The sequence below is a fragment of the Paenibacillus sp. GYB004 genome (assembly GCF_036577605.1).
In the GTDB taxonomy this organism is placed as follows: Bacteria; Bacillota; Bacilli; order Paenibacillales; family NBRC-103111; genus Paenibacillus_AB; species Paenibacillus_AB oceani.
The window spans coordinates 134,725-151,098 of sequence record NZ_JARBDB010000040.1 but is presented as its reverse complement, the minus strand read 5'-3'; the positions used below and the strand labels follow the sequence as shown (position 1 = coordinate 151,098).

13 protein-coding genes are annotated in these 16,374 nt (G+C 54.7%); 7 read left to right on the top strand and 6 right to left on the bottom strand.

Annotated elements, in window-relative coordinates; genetic code table 11:
* Positions 1-22: 22 nt before the first annotated feature.
* Both PV433_RS17000 and PV433_RS16995 read right to left on the bottom strand, forming a co-directional pair.
* Positions 23-1,444, bottom strand: a complete 1,422-nt coding sequence (locus tag PV433_RS17000) for an extracellular solute-binding protein (protein WP_332073262.1) — start codon at positions 1,442-1,444, stop codon at positions 23-25.
* Between the two features lie 132 nt (positions 1,445-1,576).
* Positions 1,577-1,879, bottom strand: a complete 303-nt coding sequence (locus PV433_RS16995; RefSeq protein WP_332073261.1) for a hypothetical protein — start codon at positions 1,877-1,879, stop codon at positions 1,577-1,579.
* A 205-nt stretch (positions 1,880-2,084) separates the two neighbouring features.
* Here PV433_RS16995 and PV433_RS16990 point away from each other — a divergent pair, with 205 nt between their 5' ends.
* Positions 2,085-2,825 (top strand): Fic family protein, encoded by a 741-nt coding sequence (locus PV433_RS16990; RefSeq protein ID WP_332073260.1) that lies wholly within the window; start codon positions 2,085-2,087, stop codon positions 2,823-2,825.
* Positions 2,826-2,924: 99 nt separating this feature from the next.
* Here the strand turns inward: PV433_RS16990 and PV433_RS16985 are convergent, their stop codons facing one another.
* The gene (locus PV433_RS16985; protein WP_332073259.1) at positions 2,925-3,275 is read right to left on the bottom strand and encodes a hypothetical protein; all 351 of its coding nucleotides are present in this window, start codon (positions 3,273-3,275) and stop codon (positions 2,925-2,927) included.
* A gap of 585 nt (positions 3,276-3,860) precedes the next feature.
* Here PV433_RS16985 and PV433_RS16980 point away from each other — a divergent pair.
* On the top strand, positions 3,861-5,273 hold the full coding sequence (locus tag PV433_RS16980) for a GNAT family N-acetyltransferase (RefSeq protein ID WP_332073258.1): 1,413 nt from the start codon (positions 3,861-3,863) through the stop codon (positions 5,271-5,273).
* A 250-nt stretch (positions 5,274-5,523) separates the two neighbouring features.
* On the top strand, positions 5,524-6,114 hold the full coding sequence (locus tag PV433_RS16975; protein WP_332073257.1) for a S26 family signal peptidase: 591 nt from the start codon (positions 5,524-5,526) through the stop codon (positions 6,112-6,114).
* 17 nt (positions 6,115-6,131) lie between these two features.
* Here the strand turns inward: PV433_RS16975 and PV433_RS16970 are convergent, their stop codons facing one another.
* The 3 genes from PV433_RS16970 to PV433_RS16960 all read right to left on the bottom strand — a co-directional run bounded on the left by PV433_RS16970 (position 6,132) and on the right by PV433_RS16960 (position 9,185).
* On the bottom strand, positions 6,132-6,875 hold the full coding sequence (locus PV433_RS16970) for a hypothetical protein (protein ID WP_332073256.1): 744 nt from the start codon (positions 6,873-6,875) through the stop codon (positions 6,132-6,134).
* 109 nt (positions 6,876-6,984) lie between these two features.
* Positions 6,985-7,218 carry a hypothetical protein gene (locus PV433_RS16965; protein ID WP_332073255.1) on the bottom strand — a complete coding sequence of 78 codons (234 nt, stop codon included), beginning with the start codon at positions 7,216-7,218 and terminating at the stop codon, positions 6,985-6,987.
* 38 nt (positions 7,219-7,256) lie between these two features.
* Positions 7,257-9,185 carry a hypothetical protein gene (locus PV433_RS16960; RefSeq protein WP_332073254.1) on the bottom strand — a complete coding sequence of 643 codons (1,929 nt, stop codon included), beginning with the start codon at positions 9,183-9,185 and terminating at the stop codon, positions 7,257-7,259.
* A 537-nt stretch (positions 9,186-9,722) separates the two neighbouring features.
* Here PV433_RS16960 and PV433_RS16955 point away from each other — a divergent pair.
* From PV433_RS16955 to PV433_RS16940, 4 genes are all read left to right on the top strand, one after another.
* Positions 9,723-10,604, top strand: a complete 882-nt coding sequence (locus PV433_RS16955) for an AraC family transcriptional regulator (RefSeq protein WP_332073253.1) — start codon at positions 9,723-9,725, stop codon at positions 10,602-10,604.
* Positions 10,605-10,746: 142 nt separating this feature from the next.
* On the top strand, positions 10,747-11,580 hold the full coding sequence (locus PV433_RS16950) for a hypothetical protein (RefSeq protein WP_332073252.1): 834 nt from the start codon (positions 10,747-10,749) through the stop codon (positions 11,578-11,580).
* Positions 11,581-11,904: 324 nt separating this feature from the next.
* The gene (locus tag PV433_RS16945; RefSeq protein WP_332073251.1) at positions 11,905-13,239 is read left to right on the top strand and encodes an ABC transporter substrate-binding protein; all 1,335 of its coding nucleotides are present in this window, start codon (positions 11,905-11,907) and stop codon (positions 13,237-13,239) included.
* 70 nt (positions 13,240-13,309) lie between these two features.
* Positions 13,310-16,009, top strand: coding sequence for a glycosylhydrolase-like jelly roll fold domain-containing protein (locus tag PV433_RS16940; RefSeq protein WP_332073250.1), 2,700 nt, complete (start codon positions 13,310-13,312; stop codon positions 16,007-16,009).
* Positions 16,010-16,374 lie beyond the last annotated feature (365 nt).

Genomic DNA, 16,374 nt, shown 5'->3' with positions numbered 1-16,374 from the left:
CGACCACGCATGTTGTGGTATTTTAACCGCCGCTCGCCGATGTTGCAAACTTATCTTCCAATTGATCCAGAATCGTATCGAGCTCTTCCAGCTGCGACCAATACAGCTTTAGCTCCTGACCCATTTGCAGCAAGCGGTCGATTGGAAGCTGGAGGGTCGAGGAAAAGCGGAAGGTCGGGATAATGTCGCGGTACATGTGAAACCGGTAAGGACGGTTCGTTATATTGTCCGTCCCGCCTTCTCCGACCCATTCCGCCGCCCGTTTCAAGCCGGGGATGCTCAGCGTGTTCAAGCGGAGGTACATCTGGTTTTGGTGCGACAACATAAAGTCGAGAAACAGCTTCGCCGCGGGCTTTTTGCCCGAGCGGGCATGGATGGCGAGCGCGATCGCGCCGAGCAGCGTCTTGGGTTCCCGAAAGTAAGGGACCGGCGCAATATCGTAGACGAACGGAGCGCTCTCGAAATCGTTCAAGCTGTCGTACGTGCACAAGATCATCGACACTTTCCGGTTCATAAATAGGGCGTGCGCATCGTTGTCGTTCTCCGACAAAAAGACCGGGAACAGCTTCGGGTCACGTACCAAGTCGCGGCATGCGCTCAACGCTCCTTTTACTTTAGAGTCGTTCAGGATGTAGCGGCCCTGCTCGTCCGTTTGAAAGACGACGTTGTGTTGCAGGAGGAAGAGCGGCCAGCGATTCCCGGAAGGCAGGTGGAAATAAAACCCGAACCGGTCGACGCCGTTGGATAAGGTGCGGCCTGCCTGCTGCAGATCGTCCCATGTCCAGCTGCTGTCCGGCTCAGGCAGCTCCTTCTCCAAAAAGTGCTCCTTGTTGTAGCAAAGGATAACCGGAGTAAAAACGAAGGGGAGCGCATACAGCTTTCCATCGCGACGGAAGGGCTGCTCGAGGAACGGGTACACGCCGTCGACCGGGGTCAGCGGCTCGAGCGGGCACGTGTCTGCGTCTTCGTCTTTGTCCGGACCGGCAAAGTACTCGATGTCATGGGCGTTGATCGTAAGAACGTCCAGACTGTCGTCTTGGAGGCGTTGGATATTACGGGTTTTATCGTAATGATGAGAGACCGGAATCGCTTGAATGCGGATATGGCTGTGCAGCTCATGAAAAGCGTCGATCATCTGCTGCAGCTTAATCTCACGTACGAGCTTCGGGTAATAGCCGAATTTGATAACGACGTCTTCCGGCTGGGCCGCTGCGGTAACCCGTGCGCCGATTCGCGGGACCTTCTCCAGCAGGCCCTCGCCTACGAGTACGTCCAATCCTTTGCGGACCGTTTTTTTGCTCAATTGAAACTGTTCGCACAGTGACAGCTCGGGAGGGATATAATCGCCCGCGCTTCTTTGGCCTGTGACGATTTCCTCACGCAAAGTTTGTATCATATGCTCCAGTCGGGTTCTGGAGCCGGATCGTTTTGAGGTCGCACTCACCTGGATCACTCCGTTTATTTGCCGTTCGCTTGATTTACAGGGCTAATTATACCCGATACGTTATCGAATGTCATTGCTGATGGCCGGCGCTGTTTCGATTGCGGCTGCCGGGCCGCTCGATCGCGTCCGTTCTCATGGAGCAATAGTTAGGAGAACATATATTAGCAGCACCAATCCGACAACGACAGGCGTGGTGAGCCAGCCGGCAGCATAGCTGACGATCCATAAACGATTGGCTTTCTGTTTCCAGCCGATAACGACACCGATCGGAATGCTGATGATCATGACTGCGATTATTCTTAATCCGAACTGGACCGTTCCATCCGAAAAACGATTGGAAGTGAGCCAACGAGCGGGATCGGCGTAAGTATAGGGTAGTATGATGTACAGCAGGATTATACTTAAAACGGAGACGAGGGCTCCTTTTAAGAGCATGATAGTTTCCTCCTCTTGTATTACGGGATGGAAGTGATTAAGCATTGTGCCTTTATTAATAGGTAAACGTGAGAACTACTAATAAAGTTGTACTACCGTCTTTAGTATAGTCCCGATTACAAAGCAATCTCCTGCAGTCCTTTCTCGTCTAACTATTTAATTGCTGTGGTATATTAATAGTAAACGCAGGGGAGGAGGGGTCATTATGGATGTAGACCTTATTAATGAGCTAAAGGAAGAGCTGGATCGGTGTAGACCTTTGCCGTCTGCGGCGCTTAGAAATTTGGATGAGGTATTTCGGGTAGAGTGGACCTATAACTCAAACGCAATCGAAGGTAACACATTAAGCCTGCTCGAGACCAAACTTGTATTAGAACAAGGGCTCGCGATCGGCGGTAAAAAACTAAGGGAGCATTTCGAGGTTATCAATCACTCGGAAGCGATCAGTTACGTTCAAGATATCGTTCACCGAAATATCGAACTAACGGAGCATGTAATAAAATCGGTTCACCAGCTGGTACTTAAAACTATAGATGATGCTAATGCCGGCCGCTATCGGACAGTTAATGTGTTCATATCCGGCTCTCAGCACACCCCTCCGCACTATACGCTGGTCCAGGAACAAATGGAGCAATTGCTTCAATGGTATGAGGAGCATAAAGACATCTTGCACCCGGTTAATCTTGCCGCTGAGTTTCATTTCAAATTTGTTTACATCCATCCTTTTTCGGACGGCAACGGGAGAACGGCTCGGTTGTTAATGAATTTAATTTTAATGAAGCACGGCTATCCGCCCGCTATTGTCAAAGCGGCCAGCGAGGCTCGCCTGAACTACTATGAAAGCCTGGAAGAGGCAAGCATGAACGGCAACTTGGATCCCTTTCTTCATCTGATAGCTGGATGCGTGCAGGACAGCTTACAAAGATATATTGCGGTCGTTAAGTAAAGTTGCAAAGTGTAAGTCCCCCATGAAATCTACCGGGTCTCAAAAAGCGGCTGCTCTTTAATGAGCAGCCTCTCTGCCTTCAAAGACTGCTTCTCCTCATCAAAGTCTACAAACCGGATCGAGCTGCAATGGAGGGCAAAGCCGGAAGAAGTATACGTGACTTCCAAATCTCCAATAAAAACGGCAGGAGATGCTTGGGCCGATATGAGCGCCATCTTCAACGAGGATCTCGTTAAGCATCGCGTCCAGCACATGAATGTCTTCCTCGAGCACACCGGTCCCGGTTCCTTTCGTTAGGATGACAATGATTTCATCGTTTGCATCGGTATTCAGATTGGCGGCGTACAATCGGGGAGAGTAGGTGGGGTTAGCAACCGTGGCCCAGTCGAATTGTCTGCTCCGATCTCCGCTGGTAACGGTTATTCCCTCCAATAAATCGCCCTTAGGCATGCTTTCAGCCGTCAGGTAAATGTCCCGGAGAGCAGCTAACTGTACCGTTTCGGCTGCTTGTTCTGTTCCTATAGCGCCGTGAGCTTCTTTGTGCGTTATAGTGGGCGTGTAATTCCGTTCATCTGAGCTGTGTCCCAATAGGAGTACCAGCAGCCAAGCGATGTAACAAATCCGGCTTACGTTTAACATGCACCTCTCTTATGCCACGTTACGTCGGACGGACGTTATCCTTATACGACTCCCCTGACAAGGAAAAAGTTCATTAGAAGTTAAATTTATCCTTCGGGTTCCCCGGAAAAATCAATTTCATACGAATGGTATCTTTATGCAGCTAAAGATATCACCGACAATGTTCCATGAGGGAAGCGCCGCATAGCTATATCGAACAGTCGGTGATCTCTACTACACCTGAAGGAGTGATGATGTATGCATTCGTACATATTCATAAAACAGCCGGTGAGAGGGCTATGCTCGTGAATTATTAGTTGAACTACTGGCCTCCATGGTTAAGCGGAGTCAGTAAACTCCAGGAGTTCAGCTTATTTAATAACACCTCTCATTAGGCATATGGGAGGTAAGACGGACATGATGCTGCTGACAAATATGATAAAAGGGCTGGAGCGCGACGCACCCGCCAAACTGCTGATCGAGCGCTGGGCGCATGACGAGGGGACGTTAACGTTCTGGAGGGCGAGCAGCAATTTTGTTTACCATTTCGAGAGGGATGGTAAAAGGCATTGGCTCCGGTTCATCCATGAAACGGACAAGACGGTCAGCCGGATTCAGGCCGAGCTTGATTTCATACGGTATGCGCTGGATCGAGGTTACCCGACGGTTGCGCCGGTCCGTTCTACAAGCGGAACTTGGATCGAAACCGTATTGACGGAGAACGGTCTCTATCACGGCGTCGTGTTCGAGCAGGCCAAGGGCAAGCACGTCCCGATCTCCCAGATGTCGGATGTCCATCTGGCAGAGTGGGGGAAAGCTCTTGCTTCTCTTCATCAGTTATCCGGGACGTATACTCCGCAGGCGGCGCCACAAGGCTGGGAGGATGCGCTGGCGTTGATCTCCTCGGTGCTGCAGCGTTACCCCCGGGAAACGGTGCTTCGTCATGAGCTCGAACGACTGCGAGGAGAACTCGCCGAGCTTCCATCGGGCACCGGGCATACCGGGCTGATCCATTTCGATTTCGAGACGGATAATCTCTTTTATTCCGATGAGGAATTGCGTTATTACGCAATCGATTTTGACGATGCGATGGTCCATTGGTACATGATGGATGTGACGTCCGCCATATCCGATCTTCTGGAGCAGGAGGGAGAAGAGGCGGAGCGGAGCATCCGGCTGTTTCTGGCCGGGTACAGATCTGTCCGGGAATTGGACGAATCCGATGTCCGCCTGATCCCTGTATTTCGGAGATTCAAGGAGCTCTATAGGTTAGCGCGATTGCAACGCAGCGTAGAGGGGATGGATGTGTCGCTATTGCCGGAGTGGGCGGTACAGCTCAAAGAGAAGCTGCTCGGCTCCTGTGCCCGGATACGCGTTCAGTTCCGGCCGACGGTTGAACTGAAGCCGGTCGATGCGGATAATTGGTACGATTGTACGCAGCTGCAAGTCACGGAGGAGCAGACAAACGTCTTTCCGGTGCAGCCGGTCTATTGGCTGGCGGAGTCGGCTTATTGCGGGTTTACGCCGCTTGCTCTGTACACGGGCGAACAGATGGTGGGCCTGGCGGTGTACGCAGTCGATCCGGATGACGGAAGCTACTGGATCATGGCGTTTATGATCGACCGGCAGTCCCAGGGCAGAGGTTTGGGACGATCAGGCATGGAGGCACTTGTCCGTTATATGAAGGAGAAGCACGACTGCGGCAAAATCGTTCTCGGCCATCGGCCGGACAATGAGCGGGCGGCCGGGCTGTATGCCTCACTCGGGTTTGTGGAAGTAGACCGGAGCCAGCGCGAGGTGATCCGGGAATTGACGGTACTGTCCAGTTAAATGAGAGCTTGGCGAGGGTTGCGGACGGTCGGCCGCGGCCCTTGTTTTTTGTTGTCGAGACATACATGGATGTTACGGATCCTCCTAAAAACGGATCTATTTCGACACCAAGCGACTAATAAAATCGGTCACACGACGTATTACCTCAATTTGGTATTATTAGTAACATATTAATATAGTGAAGGATAGAGCGACAGGCTATAGATGGTTTTCGTTCACTTCAATAACGGATAATTCCCCGGAGGTTATCATGAATAAAAAATGTCTGTTTATTGCTATGTTTGCAATGGTAATCTTAGCCGGTTGCAACACCAAAAAGCCGATCATAGACGAGGTTACAAAATACGAACTGCCGCTGCTTGAACAAAGGGGTCCAAATCAGATCACACATCTAATTCAACATGACGGCATGTATCGTTCGGAACAGTTCGCTGCAAATTCAATTTTAGTGATCGAACCTGACTACTATAAGAATCGGGAAATTTCTAGAGGCGATGTCGTTTCTTATAAAACGGATGCCACTGAAGAAGAGATTACAAATAAAAAAAGAACGGAGTATGATGTTTCCAGGGTAGTTGCTCTGCCCGGAGAAACGGTAACGGTGAAGAAAGGTCAAATCTACATCAATGATCGCGTACTCGACACCTTTTATGGCAAAGAATATTATACCAACGGATTTATTAACGGAACGGACAAAGCTCTCAATCTGGAGCGGCCGATCGTACTCTTACAAGGGCAAATTCTTCTCGCGAGCGATGTATGGTGGAGAAGCGGATTCTCCGGACCCCATCTTAAAGAGTCGATTAGAGGCAAGGTCATCGGTTGGATGAAATCTCCATAAAGAGGTACCTGGAGCATTCATTGCACGCCCTCTTTCACCTCAATTCCGATCTCCGTTTCCATCGTAACGAGTTCGCCATCTATCAGGTTTCTGAATACGACTCCGACCGTATACTCCCCTTTATCCAATAACCACGGTTCCGGATTCGCCGCATGGAAGGTATGGAGATCCGAAACCCCGCTTTTCATAAAGTTCATATTCATAAGAACATTCCACGATAGGGAAGAGGTGAATACGGTATTGGTGCCGATCGGCTCTTCTTTCAAAAAGTCTTGGGTAGAATCACCGGACATATTTCCCTCGGCGTCGGTTATGTAAAACATGAGGATCGGAGCGCCATGCCCGATCGTAACTTCTTGTTCTCCCGAATACATAAAAGTTCCCCATATGTCTAAAGCCTCATCAGGTGCATATGATTGTTTGCCGGAATGAAGGAAAAGTGTAAAGTCCCCTTGCTTTTTGATGGAGCTTACGGCGGATTTCTTGCTCCTGGGCATCGGGTGCAGGATTTCGATGTTTCTTTCATTCTCCTGATAGGAAACTTGGCCGCCCATGCTTTCCACCAATGCCCGGACAGGCGCATATGCTTTTCCGTCATAATTCAGAATAGGGCCGCCCAGCGGCAAGGGGGCTTTATTGGGACCCGCGGTTAGGTTGAAGGGAAGCAACGTGATCTCCAGCCTATTGGAAGTCAAGGCTGGATGGGGGAGGGCGATAATGAATAACGCCAAGAATAGAAACGGTATGGACCCCTTTTTCATCAAGCACCATCCTTTCATGGGTTGGGATATTAATTATTGTTGTTGAAATATGTAACTAATATGGAAATTATATGTTTCGTCGACTGCGCAGGTCAATATGCTTAATGATCTAAAAGAGCGCCGAAGCCGTGCTCTCCATCAAAAACCGTCTCAGAATCCAAGCCGGGTCTTTAATGACAGGATTCGTCGCCGCCTGCATGTCGGTGATCGCGGCGTCGGAGTTGGCCGTCAGGACGACAACGCTCTTCAACCTGGGGATGACATAAATGAAGCCACGAGAAAAAATGAGAAACACCCACCCCAAGCTTTCCAGCCAAAGGCGGGTGTTTAGTCTGAAATTCATCCTGGCCGTCTCTCTACATCTTGCCTGCCCAGCTCGCCCTACAATCCCCCCACCGACCAAACACCCGGAACCAGCGCTCGCAGGCAATAAGAGTCGCCGGGACCGACTGCCAGCTGAGTGACGCCGGGAAGCCCGTTTTCCTTGAGGTTATTCGTTCCGCTCGCGACGAGGTTAAGGATACCGCCTGCCTGCGAACCGTTGACTACTACATATTCGAGTCCCAACGACTTGCCGGCATCCGGTAGATGAACGTCCAGGGTGCCCGTCTGAGAGGCGGGCAAGAAAATTTCTACACCGGCCAGCGCTCCGTCCGTTAAGGTCACACTCTGATCGAGCTCGAAGCGGGGACGAACTCCGGCGAATTGCAGCGTGACGCTGTCCGCCTGATTGACTCTCAGAAAGCCTTGATGGGCCGCGAGGCCATTGTGCATATGGGGATCGAGAACGGTCAAATGGCTCACGGAAGCTCCCGCCGCCGTCTGAATCCAGAATCCCGCGAACAGCTTCGGGGCCGTCCGCCTGTCGATCGCTTGAGGGCGGATCAGGGTAATCGCGCCCGGGCCCGTCATGCCTTTGCTTACATCATCCGCCGTGACGTTGATCGAGAAGCCGGACCGTTCTCCGTTGCTGGCCGGATTCGTAATCCCCTCCATATTCGGATCGATGACTGAAATATCGGTGCCGACCACCTCCGGCGCATTCGGAATCCACCGGGCCCATTCGACTCCTTTTCGTTTGGAATGGAGAATCGTCGCTTTCCGGATGACGATTTGCCCGAATATTTTCCGGTTCAGCCGGATGCCGCCGTTGGACAAGTCGGGATAGGCAAATCGGAGCGCGCCGACGGGGCCGTCCTCGAAGGAACGGTAGTTTTCCACATATACGTTGAAGAACGGATCAGCGACCGCCGGACCCGAGAGGAAGCCGGGCACGAGTTGCAGTCCTCCCCGAAGGTTGTGGCTCGTCTGCACATCGATTAACGAAATATCGATATAAGCGCTCGCTACCGCATTCGGCTCGATATCGATGCCGTAAGCCGGAGGCGTAGACAAGATCGCGCCTGTGCGGCTGTAGCTGCCGCCGACGACTCTCCCTTGCTTCACCGCCGTGACGGACAGGCCCTGCCGCCGGTTGGAATCGGCGATGCAGTCCTGCAGCGTAATGTGCTCGGGAATCGGGAGGGAGCTGGCGGACGAATTGTTGCCGATGTAATACCCGTCCCCCCAGAACTTCTCCGCCTTGCCTTCGATAATCGTAATGTGCTTAGAGCCATTGGAGATATAATATCCGAATCCCCACTCCCCCGTCGTCCCGGTATGCGTCTGCACGTCGCCGACAATCCACGGGCGCACCAGCGTCACATGCTCGCGTCCTTGCAGATTAAACAGCACGTACTCGGCTAACCCGTTAGGCTTCGCCTGAAATTTGAAGAGCCCGTCGAACCAATGATAGCTGTTGCTGGGCGGTTGAATTCCCCCGCCGAACTTGCCGGCCGGATAAGCGGGATCGGCGCAATCGATGAGCGGGGCCAGATCGCCTTCGTAATAATAATGCGCGGCGTTTCTGGCATAGGCCGCCTTCACTCTGGCGGTGCAGTCGACTCCCGATTGAACGCCCGCTTGCTTCATATGGATACCGCCGGAAACGTTCATCACCGCCACTTTGCCCGAAGCGGCGAGAGGGAAATCGATGATCTGATCCGGCGTGCCCGCGTAAGCCGATGTGCTGACCACGGTGTAGACGGCTCCGCCGCCATCGCCTGCCGCGTAATAGCCGCGGGTAACGATCTGTTGCCCTTCGTGCGCAGCGGTTAAGCTTTGCAGCTCCGCGATGTCGCTGACGGTTTTGATTTTATCGTCGCCCGATGCGTCGGCGTGATCCAGGGTCAGCAGGCTGCCCGCGATCAGGGCGGCCCCGGCCGCACCCGCCGAGCCGAGCAATACCCTTCTGCTCATTTTGCGATCCATCTTGAGGCGCCTCCTCTATATCCACGAATTACGGTTCAGTGACTTCCGATCGGCAATAAGCTTGGCACGCTGTACGCCAATGGCAGTCGTACGCAAGGTACGGTTGCGAAGAAAACGGTTTCTTTCCCAGCGAACTCAAAGTACCACGGCCGGCCGATCTTTGTATAGGGAAATAATGGACATTCGCTTTGCAGAAACGGTCATGTTCCGCAGATCACGTTCGGTCGACACACCCTCGTCTTGAAGCGAATGAAAACAAGCAGAGGCTGGGCTGCACTCGATTCTATGGCGAGTCGAAAAGGGAAGAAGAGAGTAGCGCGAACGATCGTTAGCTTGCATTGGATTGCGGACCATCGCGGTATTGTGCGTTGCGACTATGGATTGACAAATCCAGTAAATTCTCCGTATAGTCGAAAGCAAGGGATTATATACCTGCTCCTGCAACATTTTGTGAAGGCGCTTGCATAAAGGATTGTCCGGGGTGCCGAACTCAGCTTGCCGATCCAACCAACCAAACGGAAACGGGGTGCCGTCCGTATGTTGATCAAATCTTTAAACCAATACAAGCATCCGCGCAACTTTCCTTTCTGGATTCAGCGCAACCGCCACGATGAACGCGATATGCCCCATCTGCACATCCACGAGTTCGTGGAACTGATCTACGTCGCCTCGGGGCGGGCAACCCACCTGTTTCAGGACATCTCCTACGAGATCGGGGAGGGGGATGTGTTCATCATCAACCCCGGGGAGAAACATGGTTATATGGTGGGAGCGGGGCAGAGCATTCAGGTCATTAACTGTTTGTTCGAGCCCGGCTTCATTCCGATGTACTTGCTGCGCGAGCTGAGTCTGTCAGACGCGCTCGATTTCTTCTACGTTCAGCCGTTCCTGAACGGGGACGCCCGGTTTTACCACAAGCTGAAGCTGCGCGGCGAGACGGCGGATAAGACGAAGGGAATTCTCGAGGAGCTGCACCAGGAGATGCAGCAGCAGAAACCCGGATATCAGGCGCTGGTCCAGCTGAGGATGACCGAGCTGTTCATCCTGCTGTCCCGGTATTACAACGAACGGAATACGAACATCGGCATGCCCAGTTCCAGCGAGCTGCTTGTTCGCCGGGTGTGCGGTTACGTCGAGCGGCATTACGATCAGAAAATTACGCTGCCGCTGCTGTCCGAGCTGTTCTACATCGGCGTCCGGCAATTGAACCGGCAGTTCAACCGCCACCTCGGGACGAGCGTGATCGGGTACGTTCAGCGAATCCGTATGGAACGAGCGAAGCGTCTGCTCGTCGAGACGGACGAGAAGATCAATCAGATCGCCGAGCTTGTCGGCTATGAAGATGCTGCCTCGTTCAGCCGGACCTTCACCCGGGAGGTCGGCTGCCCGCCGGGCAAATACCGGGAACAGAGCCGCTGATGCTCCTGGGCGGGCGGAAGAGGAGGGAGCGGCCCCATTTTCCCCTAAAAATAGGGTTTGCGTCGGAGTTACGCCGCTCTCCTCCCGGAGTATAATTGGGATAGGTTGCTAACCGACTACATACAGAAAAGAGGCTGAAGCCATGCTGCCGCTATCCGATCCGCTATGGCGCGAGCTGCGCGGTCCGTACGGATCGTCCGAGGAGGTTCCCCTCCTGCTCACCCGGCTGCAGGAGCAATACGATGCCGAGGACAAAGACAAGTTGATCTGGGAACATCTGTATCACCAAAATACGCTGTACAGCTGCACATACGCCGCCGTTCCTTATTTGGCCGTGCTTGCGCACAATACCGATAATCCGGAGACGAAGCTGGACATTTATATCCAATGCGGTATCTTCGAGGCGAATAATGGGAACGGACCGGAAAACGAGGTTGCGGCTGAATATGCCAGAGACGGGATTCAGGTCTCACCCGAAACGGCTCGAGACATCTACCGTTCCTACCGGAAAGCGGTAGCCGAGCTGGCGGCCATAGGACCATCGCTGACAGCTTATGTGCGGACGCAGCCGGAATCGGAGAAACGTTATTTCTTGGCTGCCGCTGCCGCCTATGCGGGTTCAAAGGCCGCGGCTTGCATGCTGCTTACGTTCACGGGCGGCGATGAGTATGTGTTCGGCTGTTCGGAATGCGGCGAAGATGTGTACCTGTGGCCGGAGGAGCCCGAGTGCGAGACATTAATCGTGTACAAGGACGATCCGGTAAACGAGCCCGATCAGCCGGGCAGCCGGATCGAGAGAAGAGAGCCGGAGACGATGGAGGATGGCGGCTTTCGGGTGCTGTATCGGCAGGCGGAGCTTGTCGGGGATGCTACGATGCTGCACCACCTCCCCGAGCTGGCGGGCGATACGGACTGCCCGCATTGCGGGGTTCGTCAGCACATCTGGCCGGGACTGCTCCGTATATTTAACGGATAGGCCGGCGGGCCGTGCCGGGAGGCTGCAAACCGGCGTCTGCCGATATACAAATGAATCATGCAAGAGGACGCCTGCGGTTTCGGGCGTCTTTTTCTTTTGGCAAGAAATGACCGAATCGGCAAAGTAAAAGTCCGGAGCGGCCATGGAGCCGCGGGAGGGGCGGCGATATAGTTAGAGTTACACGGGCATGCCGTATCGGACGGCTCGCATCGAAGCGGAGGAAAGGAGGAGGCGGTTGGCCTGCGAAGGTTTGACTTGTCGGTAGGCAGACGTTGACGTATGAAATCGGGATTCATCCAATATTCGGGACAAAGGGGCTATACGATGAAAAAAGTTACTTATTGGACGCTGCTTCCGGCGCTGTTCGGCTCGCTGCTGGCGGGATGCGCGAATGGAGGCGGCGGAGCGGAGCCGGCGCCCGGCGCCAAGCCGGAGGAGACTCCGAAGAAGCCGGCGGAGCCGGTCGAGCTGATTTTCTACAGCAATTCGGGCGAGGCGGAGGAAAGCTTTAACGGGAAGTTCGGCGACACGCTGCGGGCGAAATTTCCGGAGTATACGATCAAGTATACGCGTGCGGAAAAAGGTGCGATGATTCCGGAGATTATTGCCGCAGGCGATCGCGTCGACATCATTTACAACGTGTTCGATTACGTGCTGGAGCCGCTGCTGAACTATGGCATCCAGTACGATATGACGGAGCTTGCGAAAAAGCACGGGGTCGCTCTGGCGGCATTCGAGCCTTCGGTGATCGACGGAATCCGCAGAGCCGGTAACGGGAAGCTGTACATGCTGCCGACCAGCCTGCAAGTGCCGATGGTGTTTTACAACAAAGAGATTTTCGATAAATTCGGCGTCCCTTATCCCAAGGACGGGATGACTTGGGATGAGATGAAAGCGATGTCTCAGAAGCTTACGCGTAAAGACGGAGGCGTCCAATATTTCGGCTTCGTCGGCTCGCAGTCGTTCTCGCTGAAGCTGAACCCGTTCTCGGAGCCGTATCTGGACGAGAAGACCGGGAAATCGACGTTCGAGCGGGAAACGTGGAAGAAGATGATCCAGACCGTCTTCCTCGATACGGATTCGGAGAACGCGCTGAAAAGCCAGGTGCAGGCGAAAAACGCTTTGCCGAACCGGATCGGATTTACAAACACGAAAGATGTCGCGATGCTTCACTTCCATTCGGAATTCCCGATCGCCGTGCCGAAGGAGCTGGAGAAGATCAACTGGGATATGGTCGCCTTCCCGACCTTCAAGGAGCTGAACGGAGTCGGAGGACAGGCGGCCGCGGTAAGTATGAGCATTACGTCGATGGCCAAAAACAAGGACGCTGCTATGGAAGTGATCAAATATCTGACTTCGCTGGAAGTCCAGACGGCCAATTCCAAGAAAGGCGTTATGTCGGTGCTGAAGGAGGAGTCGGTTAAAGCGGCGTTCGGCCAGGAAAGCCAGTTTAAAGGGAAAAACTGGAAAGGCGTATACTTTAACAAGCTGGCTCCCATCCCGTACAGATCGGTTTATGAGCTTGAGGTGGAGCGTATCTATTCGGCAGCAATCGCCGACGTAATCAAAGGGCAGAAAGATATCAACACGGTTATGCGTGAGACGGCGGCTCTGACGGATAAGAAGGTCGCGGAGCTGCAGAGTGCGATGAAGAAATAATCCGTACGCGATGCATGACTGGCCGACAAACGCGCCGGGCAACACGAGATCCGGGCAAGGAGACGATACAATGATGGCGGATAGAGACGAAACTGTACTGGAGAGAGAGAGACGGCAATTTCTCAGGCCGGATGACGAGTTTTCCCCGATGCCGTTCTGGTTCTGGAACGATGCTTTGAATGACGCGGAAATCGTCCGGCAAATTCGCGATTTCTACAGCAAAGGCGTGGCGGGATTCGTCATTCACCCGCGGCTCGGCTTGTCCGAATCGATCCCGTACTTGTCCGAGATTTACCTCGGGCTTGTCGAAACGGCGGTAGTTGAGGCGGACCGGCTGGGCATGAAGGTGATCCTGTACGATGAGGCGATGTATCCTTCGGGATCTGCGATGGGAATGGTCGTCCGGGACGATCCGGCCCACGCGAGCCGGGGGCTGCGGATGATCGAGCAGCCGTGCGGCTCGGCAGGGTGGCGGGCGGCGCCGCTTGGGGACGGGGAGACGCTCCTATCGGTGCAGGCGGTGCGCAAGACGGCCAAGGGCAGTGTCGATCCGGACTCGGCGATCGTATTCGAGGATGAGCTGGCGGCGCAGGCATTCCGTCCGCAAGGTGGCGGAGAATGGACGATGCTGCAGTTCGTCGAGACGTATTCCGGAGGTAAAATCAGAGGGGTCTACTGGGGACAGGACGACGGGGAGCCGGGCGCCCCGGCGGCGGCGGATCTGCTGAACCCGCAGGCTACGGCGTCATTTATCCGGCTGACGCATGAGGCGTATTACGCCAAGCTGAAGCGTTACTTCGGGAATACCGTCATCGCGATGTTCACCGACGAGCCTAATATACTCGGCAGGTCGCACCGTTCCGGTCTGAAGCCGTGGACAAGCGGGTTTCTCGACTATGCGGGGCCGTTCGGCTTCAAGGAGGAGCAGCTTCCGGCACTTTGGTTCGAGGCGGGAAGCGGGACGGAACGCGCCCGCGCCGCCTACGGCAAGGCGGTCAATGCGCGCCTCGCCGAGAGCTTCTACCGGCCGCTGTCGGTCTGGTGCGACGAGCACGGCATCCAGTTGACCGGACATCCCGGCCATAGCGACGAGATCGGCCTGTTGGAGGCATTTCAGCTTCCCGGCCAGGACATCGTCTGGCGCTACATCGAGCCCGGCGGCGAATCGCTGACCGGAGCCCACAGCACCCTCGGCAAATGCTCCTCGGACGCGGCCCGGCACCGGGGGAGGAGGCGGAACCTGAACGAGTGCTTCGGCGCCTGCTTCAAGGACGACATCGGATGGAATTTTACTGCGGACGAGATGAAATGGTACATGGACTGGTTGTTCGTCCGCGGAGTTAATCTGCTTGCACCGCACGCGTTCTACTACTCGATCGCGGAGGAACGCAAGCACGAGAGACCGCCCGATGTCGGCCCGAACAGCATCTGGTGGCCGCACTACGAGCTGTTCAGCACTTACATGAGGCGAATGAGCTGGCTCATGACGGATAGCGTCAACGAGGCGAAGGTCGCGATACTATGCGAGGAAGACAGGCTCCCTTGGGAACCGGCCGTCCCTCTGTACGAGAATCAGATCGAGTTCAACTATCTGGAGGAGGAGCTGCTCGTGTCCTCCTGCGAATTCCGCGGCGGGCAGGCGCTTATTGCCGACCAGAGCTATGCAGTGATCATCGTGGATCGGCCCGAACGGTACCGGGAGGATACGCGGGAGCGATTGCGGGCATTCGCGCAGACAGGGGGGATCGTCGTGACGATCCGGGACGAAGCGTCGGATGAGCGCTCCGGTGCGGGCCGGGGCCGGATCGGGGAGCTGGATAATACTGCGGATGTATCCATTTCGGAGCTGCCGGAGATTCTGGATGCGCGTCGTCTCCGTTCGGTGAAGCTGCATCCGGCCGCGTCGGACATTCGCGTGAGCGTGGTCCGAAAAGGCGGGCTCACCTTCTATCTGTTCGTTAATGAAGGAGAGTCCGCCTATGCGGGAACCGCACAGCTGGACACGAACGGATACGTCGAGCGGTGGGACGCTTGGGAGGGGACGACCAGCGCGCAAGGCGTGCTTGAGCCGGACGGCTCTACACTTGGACTTGGCGGCGTCCGTGTGCCGGTCACGCTCGAGAGGCGAGCCAGCGTGATCTACTGCGCCGCTGCGTCGCGTCTGCCGGTACGGCTAGGCGAAGAAGCCGGGCTGGTCATGCCGACGGCTGCCCCGTTCCCGGAGCAAGCGCCGATGCAGGAACGTACGATCCGCATCGACGGCGGCTGGGACATTCGGGTAGAGCTGGAGGGCCGAGACCTGGAGGCGAGCGTCGCATCCGCGCAAGGCGCGGCCACGCTCCAGCAGGTAGGCGCAAGGCCCGAGGCGGCCGCTTCCGAAGCCGGATCTGTCGGTTCCGGCGGAGAGGTATCCATATCCGCACCCGGCTCCAGTCCTCTCGTCTCTTGGACGGAGTGGAGCGGGATGGAGCATTTCTCCGGGGCGGTCGTCTACGAGAGTGAATTCCGGCTGGAGCCGGATGATGCGGGCGGCAAGCGGGTGATCCGGCTCGATCTGGGCGATGTGCACGAGATGGCGGAGGTGGACGTGAACGGAACATTTGCCGGCGTCCGGTTTTGGAAGCCATACCGTTACGCGGACATTTCCGGCCTCGTCCGTCCCGGGGTGAACACGCTGCGCATACGCGTAACGAACAGCTTGGCAAATGCGTACAATCGCGTTTCGCTTCCGTCGGGCTTGCTGGGTCCGGTGACGGTGAGCATTGGTTAGAAGTAACGCAAAGTGATGAAGGGGGGCGGGGCTGTCCGAGAAATGCTCGTATGCCATGGGAACGCCCCGCTTTTCAAACGAAAGGACCTCAGCTCCCGCTGTATTACGGGGACCGAGGTCCTTTTTACGGGGAAAACCGGTTCGAAGGATGGCACCATAAATCGTAAAATGTAGGGGGAGGACGAATAAGGATGGTTTGCAGCTTTATTTGGTCCGAAACCCGCTTCGCCAGAATCTGATCGATCCATTTCACTCCAGACTTCATTCAACATCATATCGGAAAGGAAATATAAGTCTATACTTTACTGGGTATATGTGTAAATATTTTCTTGTACTCTTAACCTAAGTTACGGGAGGAGATCATC

Excerpts from the sequence above, each read along its gene's own strand:
- PV433_RS16990 (WP_332073260.1), top strand. The coding sequence starts at position 2,085 with ATGGATGTAGACCTTATTAATGAGCTAAAGGAAGAGCTGGATCGGTGT.
- PV433_RS16995 (WP_332073261.1), bottom strand. The coding sequence starts at position 1,879 with ATGCTCTTAAAAGGAGCCCTCGTCTCCGTTTTAAGTATAATCCTGCTG.
- PV433_RS16980 (WP_332073258.1), top strand. The coding sequence starts at position 3,861 with ATGATGCTGCTGACAAATATGATAAAAGGGCTGGAGCGCGACGCACCC.
- PV433_RS16970 (WP_332073256.1), bottom strand. The coding sequence starts at position 6,875 with ATGAAAAAGGGGTCCATACCGTTTCTATTCTTGGCGTTATTCATTATC.
- PV433_RS16950 (WP_332073252.1), top strand. The coding sequence starts at position 10,747 with ATGCTGCCGCTATCCGATCCGCTATGGCGCGAGCTGCGCGGTCCGTAC.
- PV433_RS16940 (WP_332073250.1), top strand. The coding sequence starts at position 13,310 with ATGATGGCGGATAGAGACGAAACTGTACTGGAGAGAGAGAGACGGCAA.
- PV433_RS16955 (WP_332073253.1), top strand. The coding sequence starts at position 9,723 with ATGTTGATCAAATCTTTAAACCAATACAAGCATCCGCGCAACTTTCCT.
- PV433_RS16975 (WP_332073257.1), top strand. The coding sequence starts at position 5,524 with ATGAATAAAAAATGTCTGTTTATTGCTATGTTTGCAATGGTAATCTTA.
- PV433_RS16965 (WP_332073255.1), bottom strand. The coding sequence starts at position 7,218 with ATGAATTTCAGACTAAACACCCGCCTTTGGCTGGAAAGCTTGGGGTGG.
- PV433_RS16945 (WP_332073251.1), top strand. The coding sequence starts at position 11,905 with ATGAAAAAAGTTACTTATTGGACGCTGCTTCCGGCGCTGTTCGGCTCG.
- PV433_RS16960 (WP_332073254.1), bottom strand. The coding sequence starts at position 9,185 with ATGGATCGCAAAATGAGCAGAAGGGTATTGCTCGGCTCGGCGGGTGCG.
- PV433_RS16985 (WP_332073259.1), bottom strand. The coding sequence starts at position 3,275 with ATGCCTAAGGGCGATTTATTGGAGGGAATAACCGTTACCAGCGGAGAT.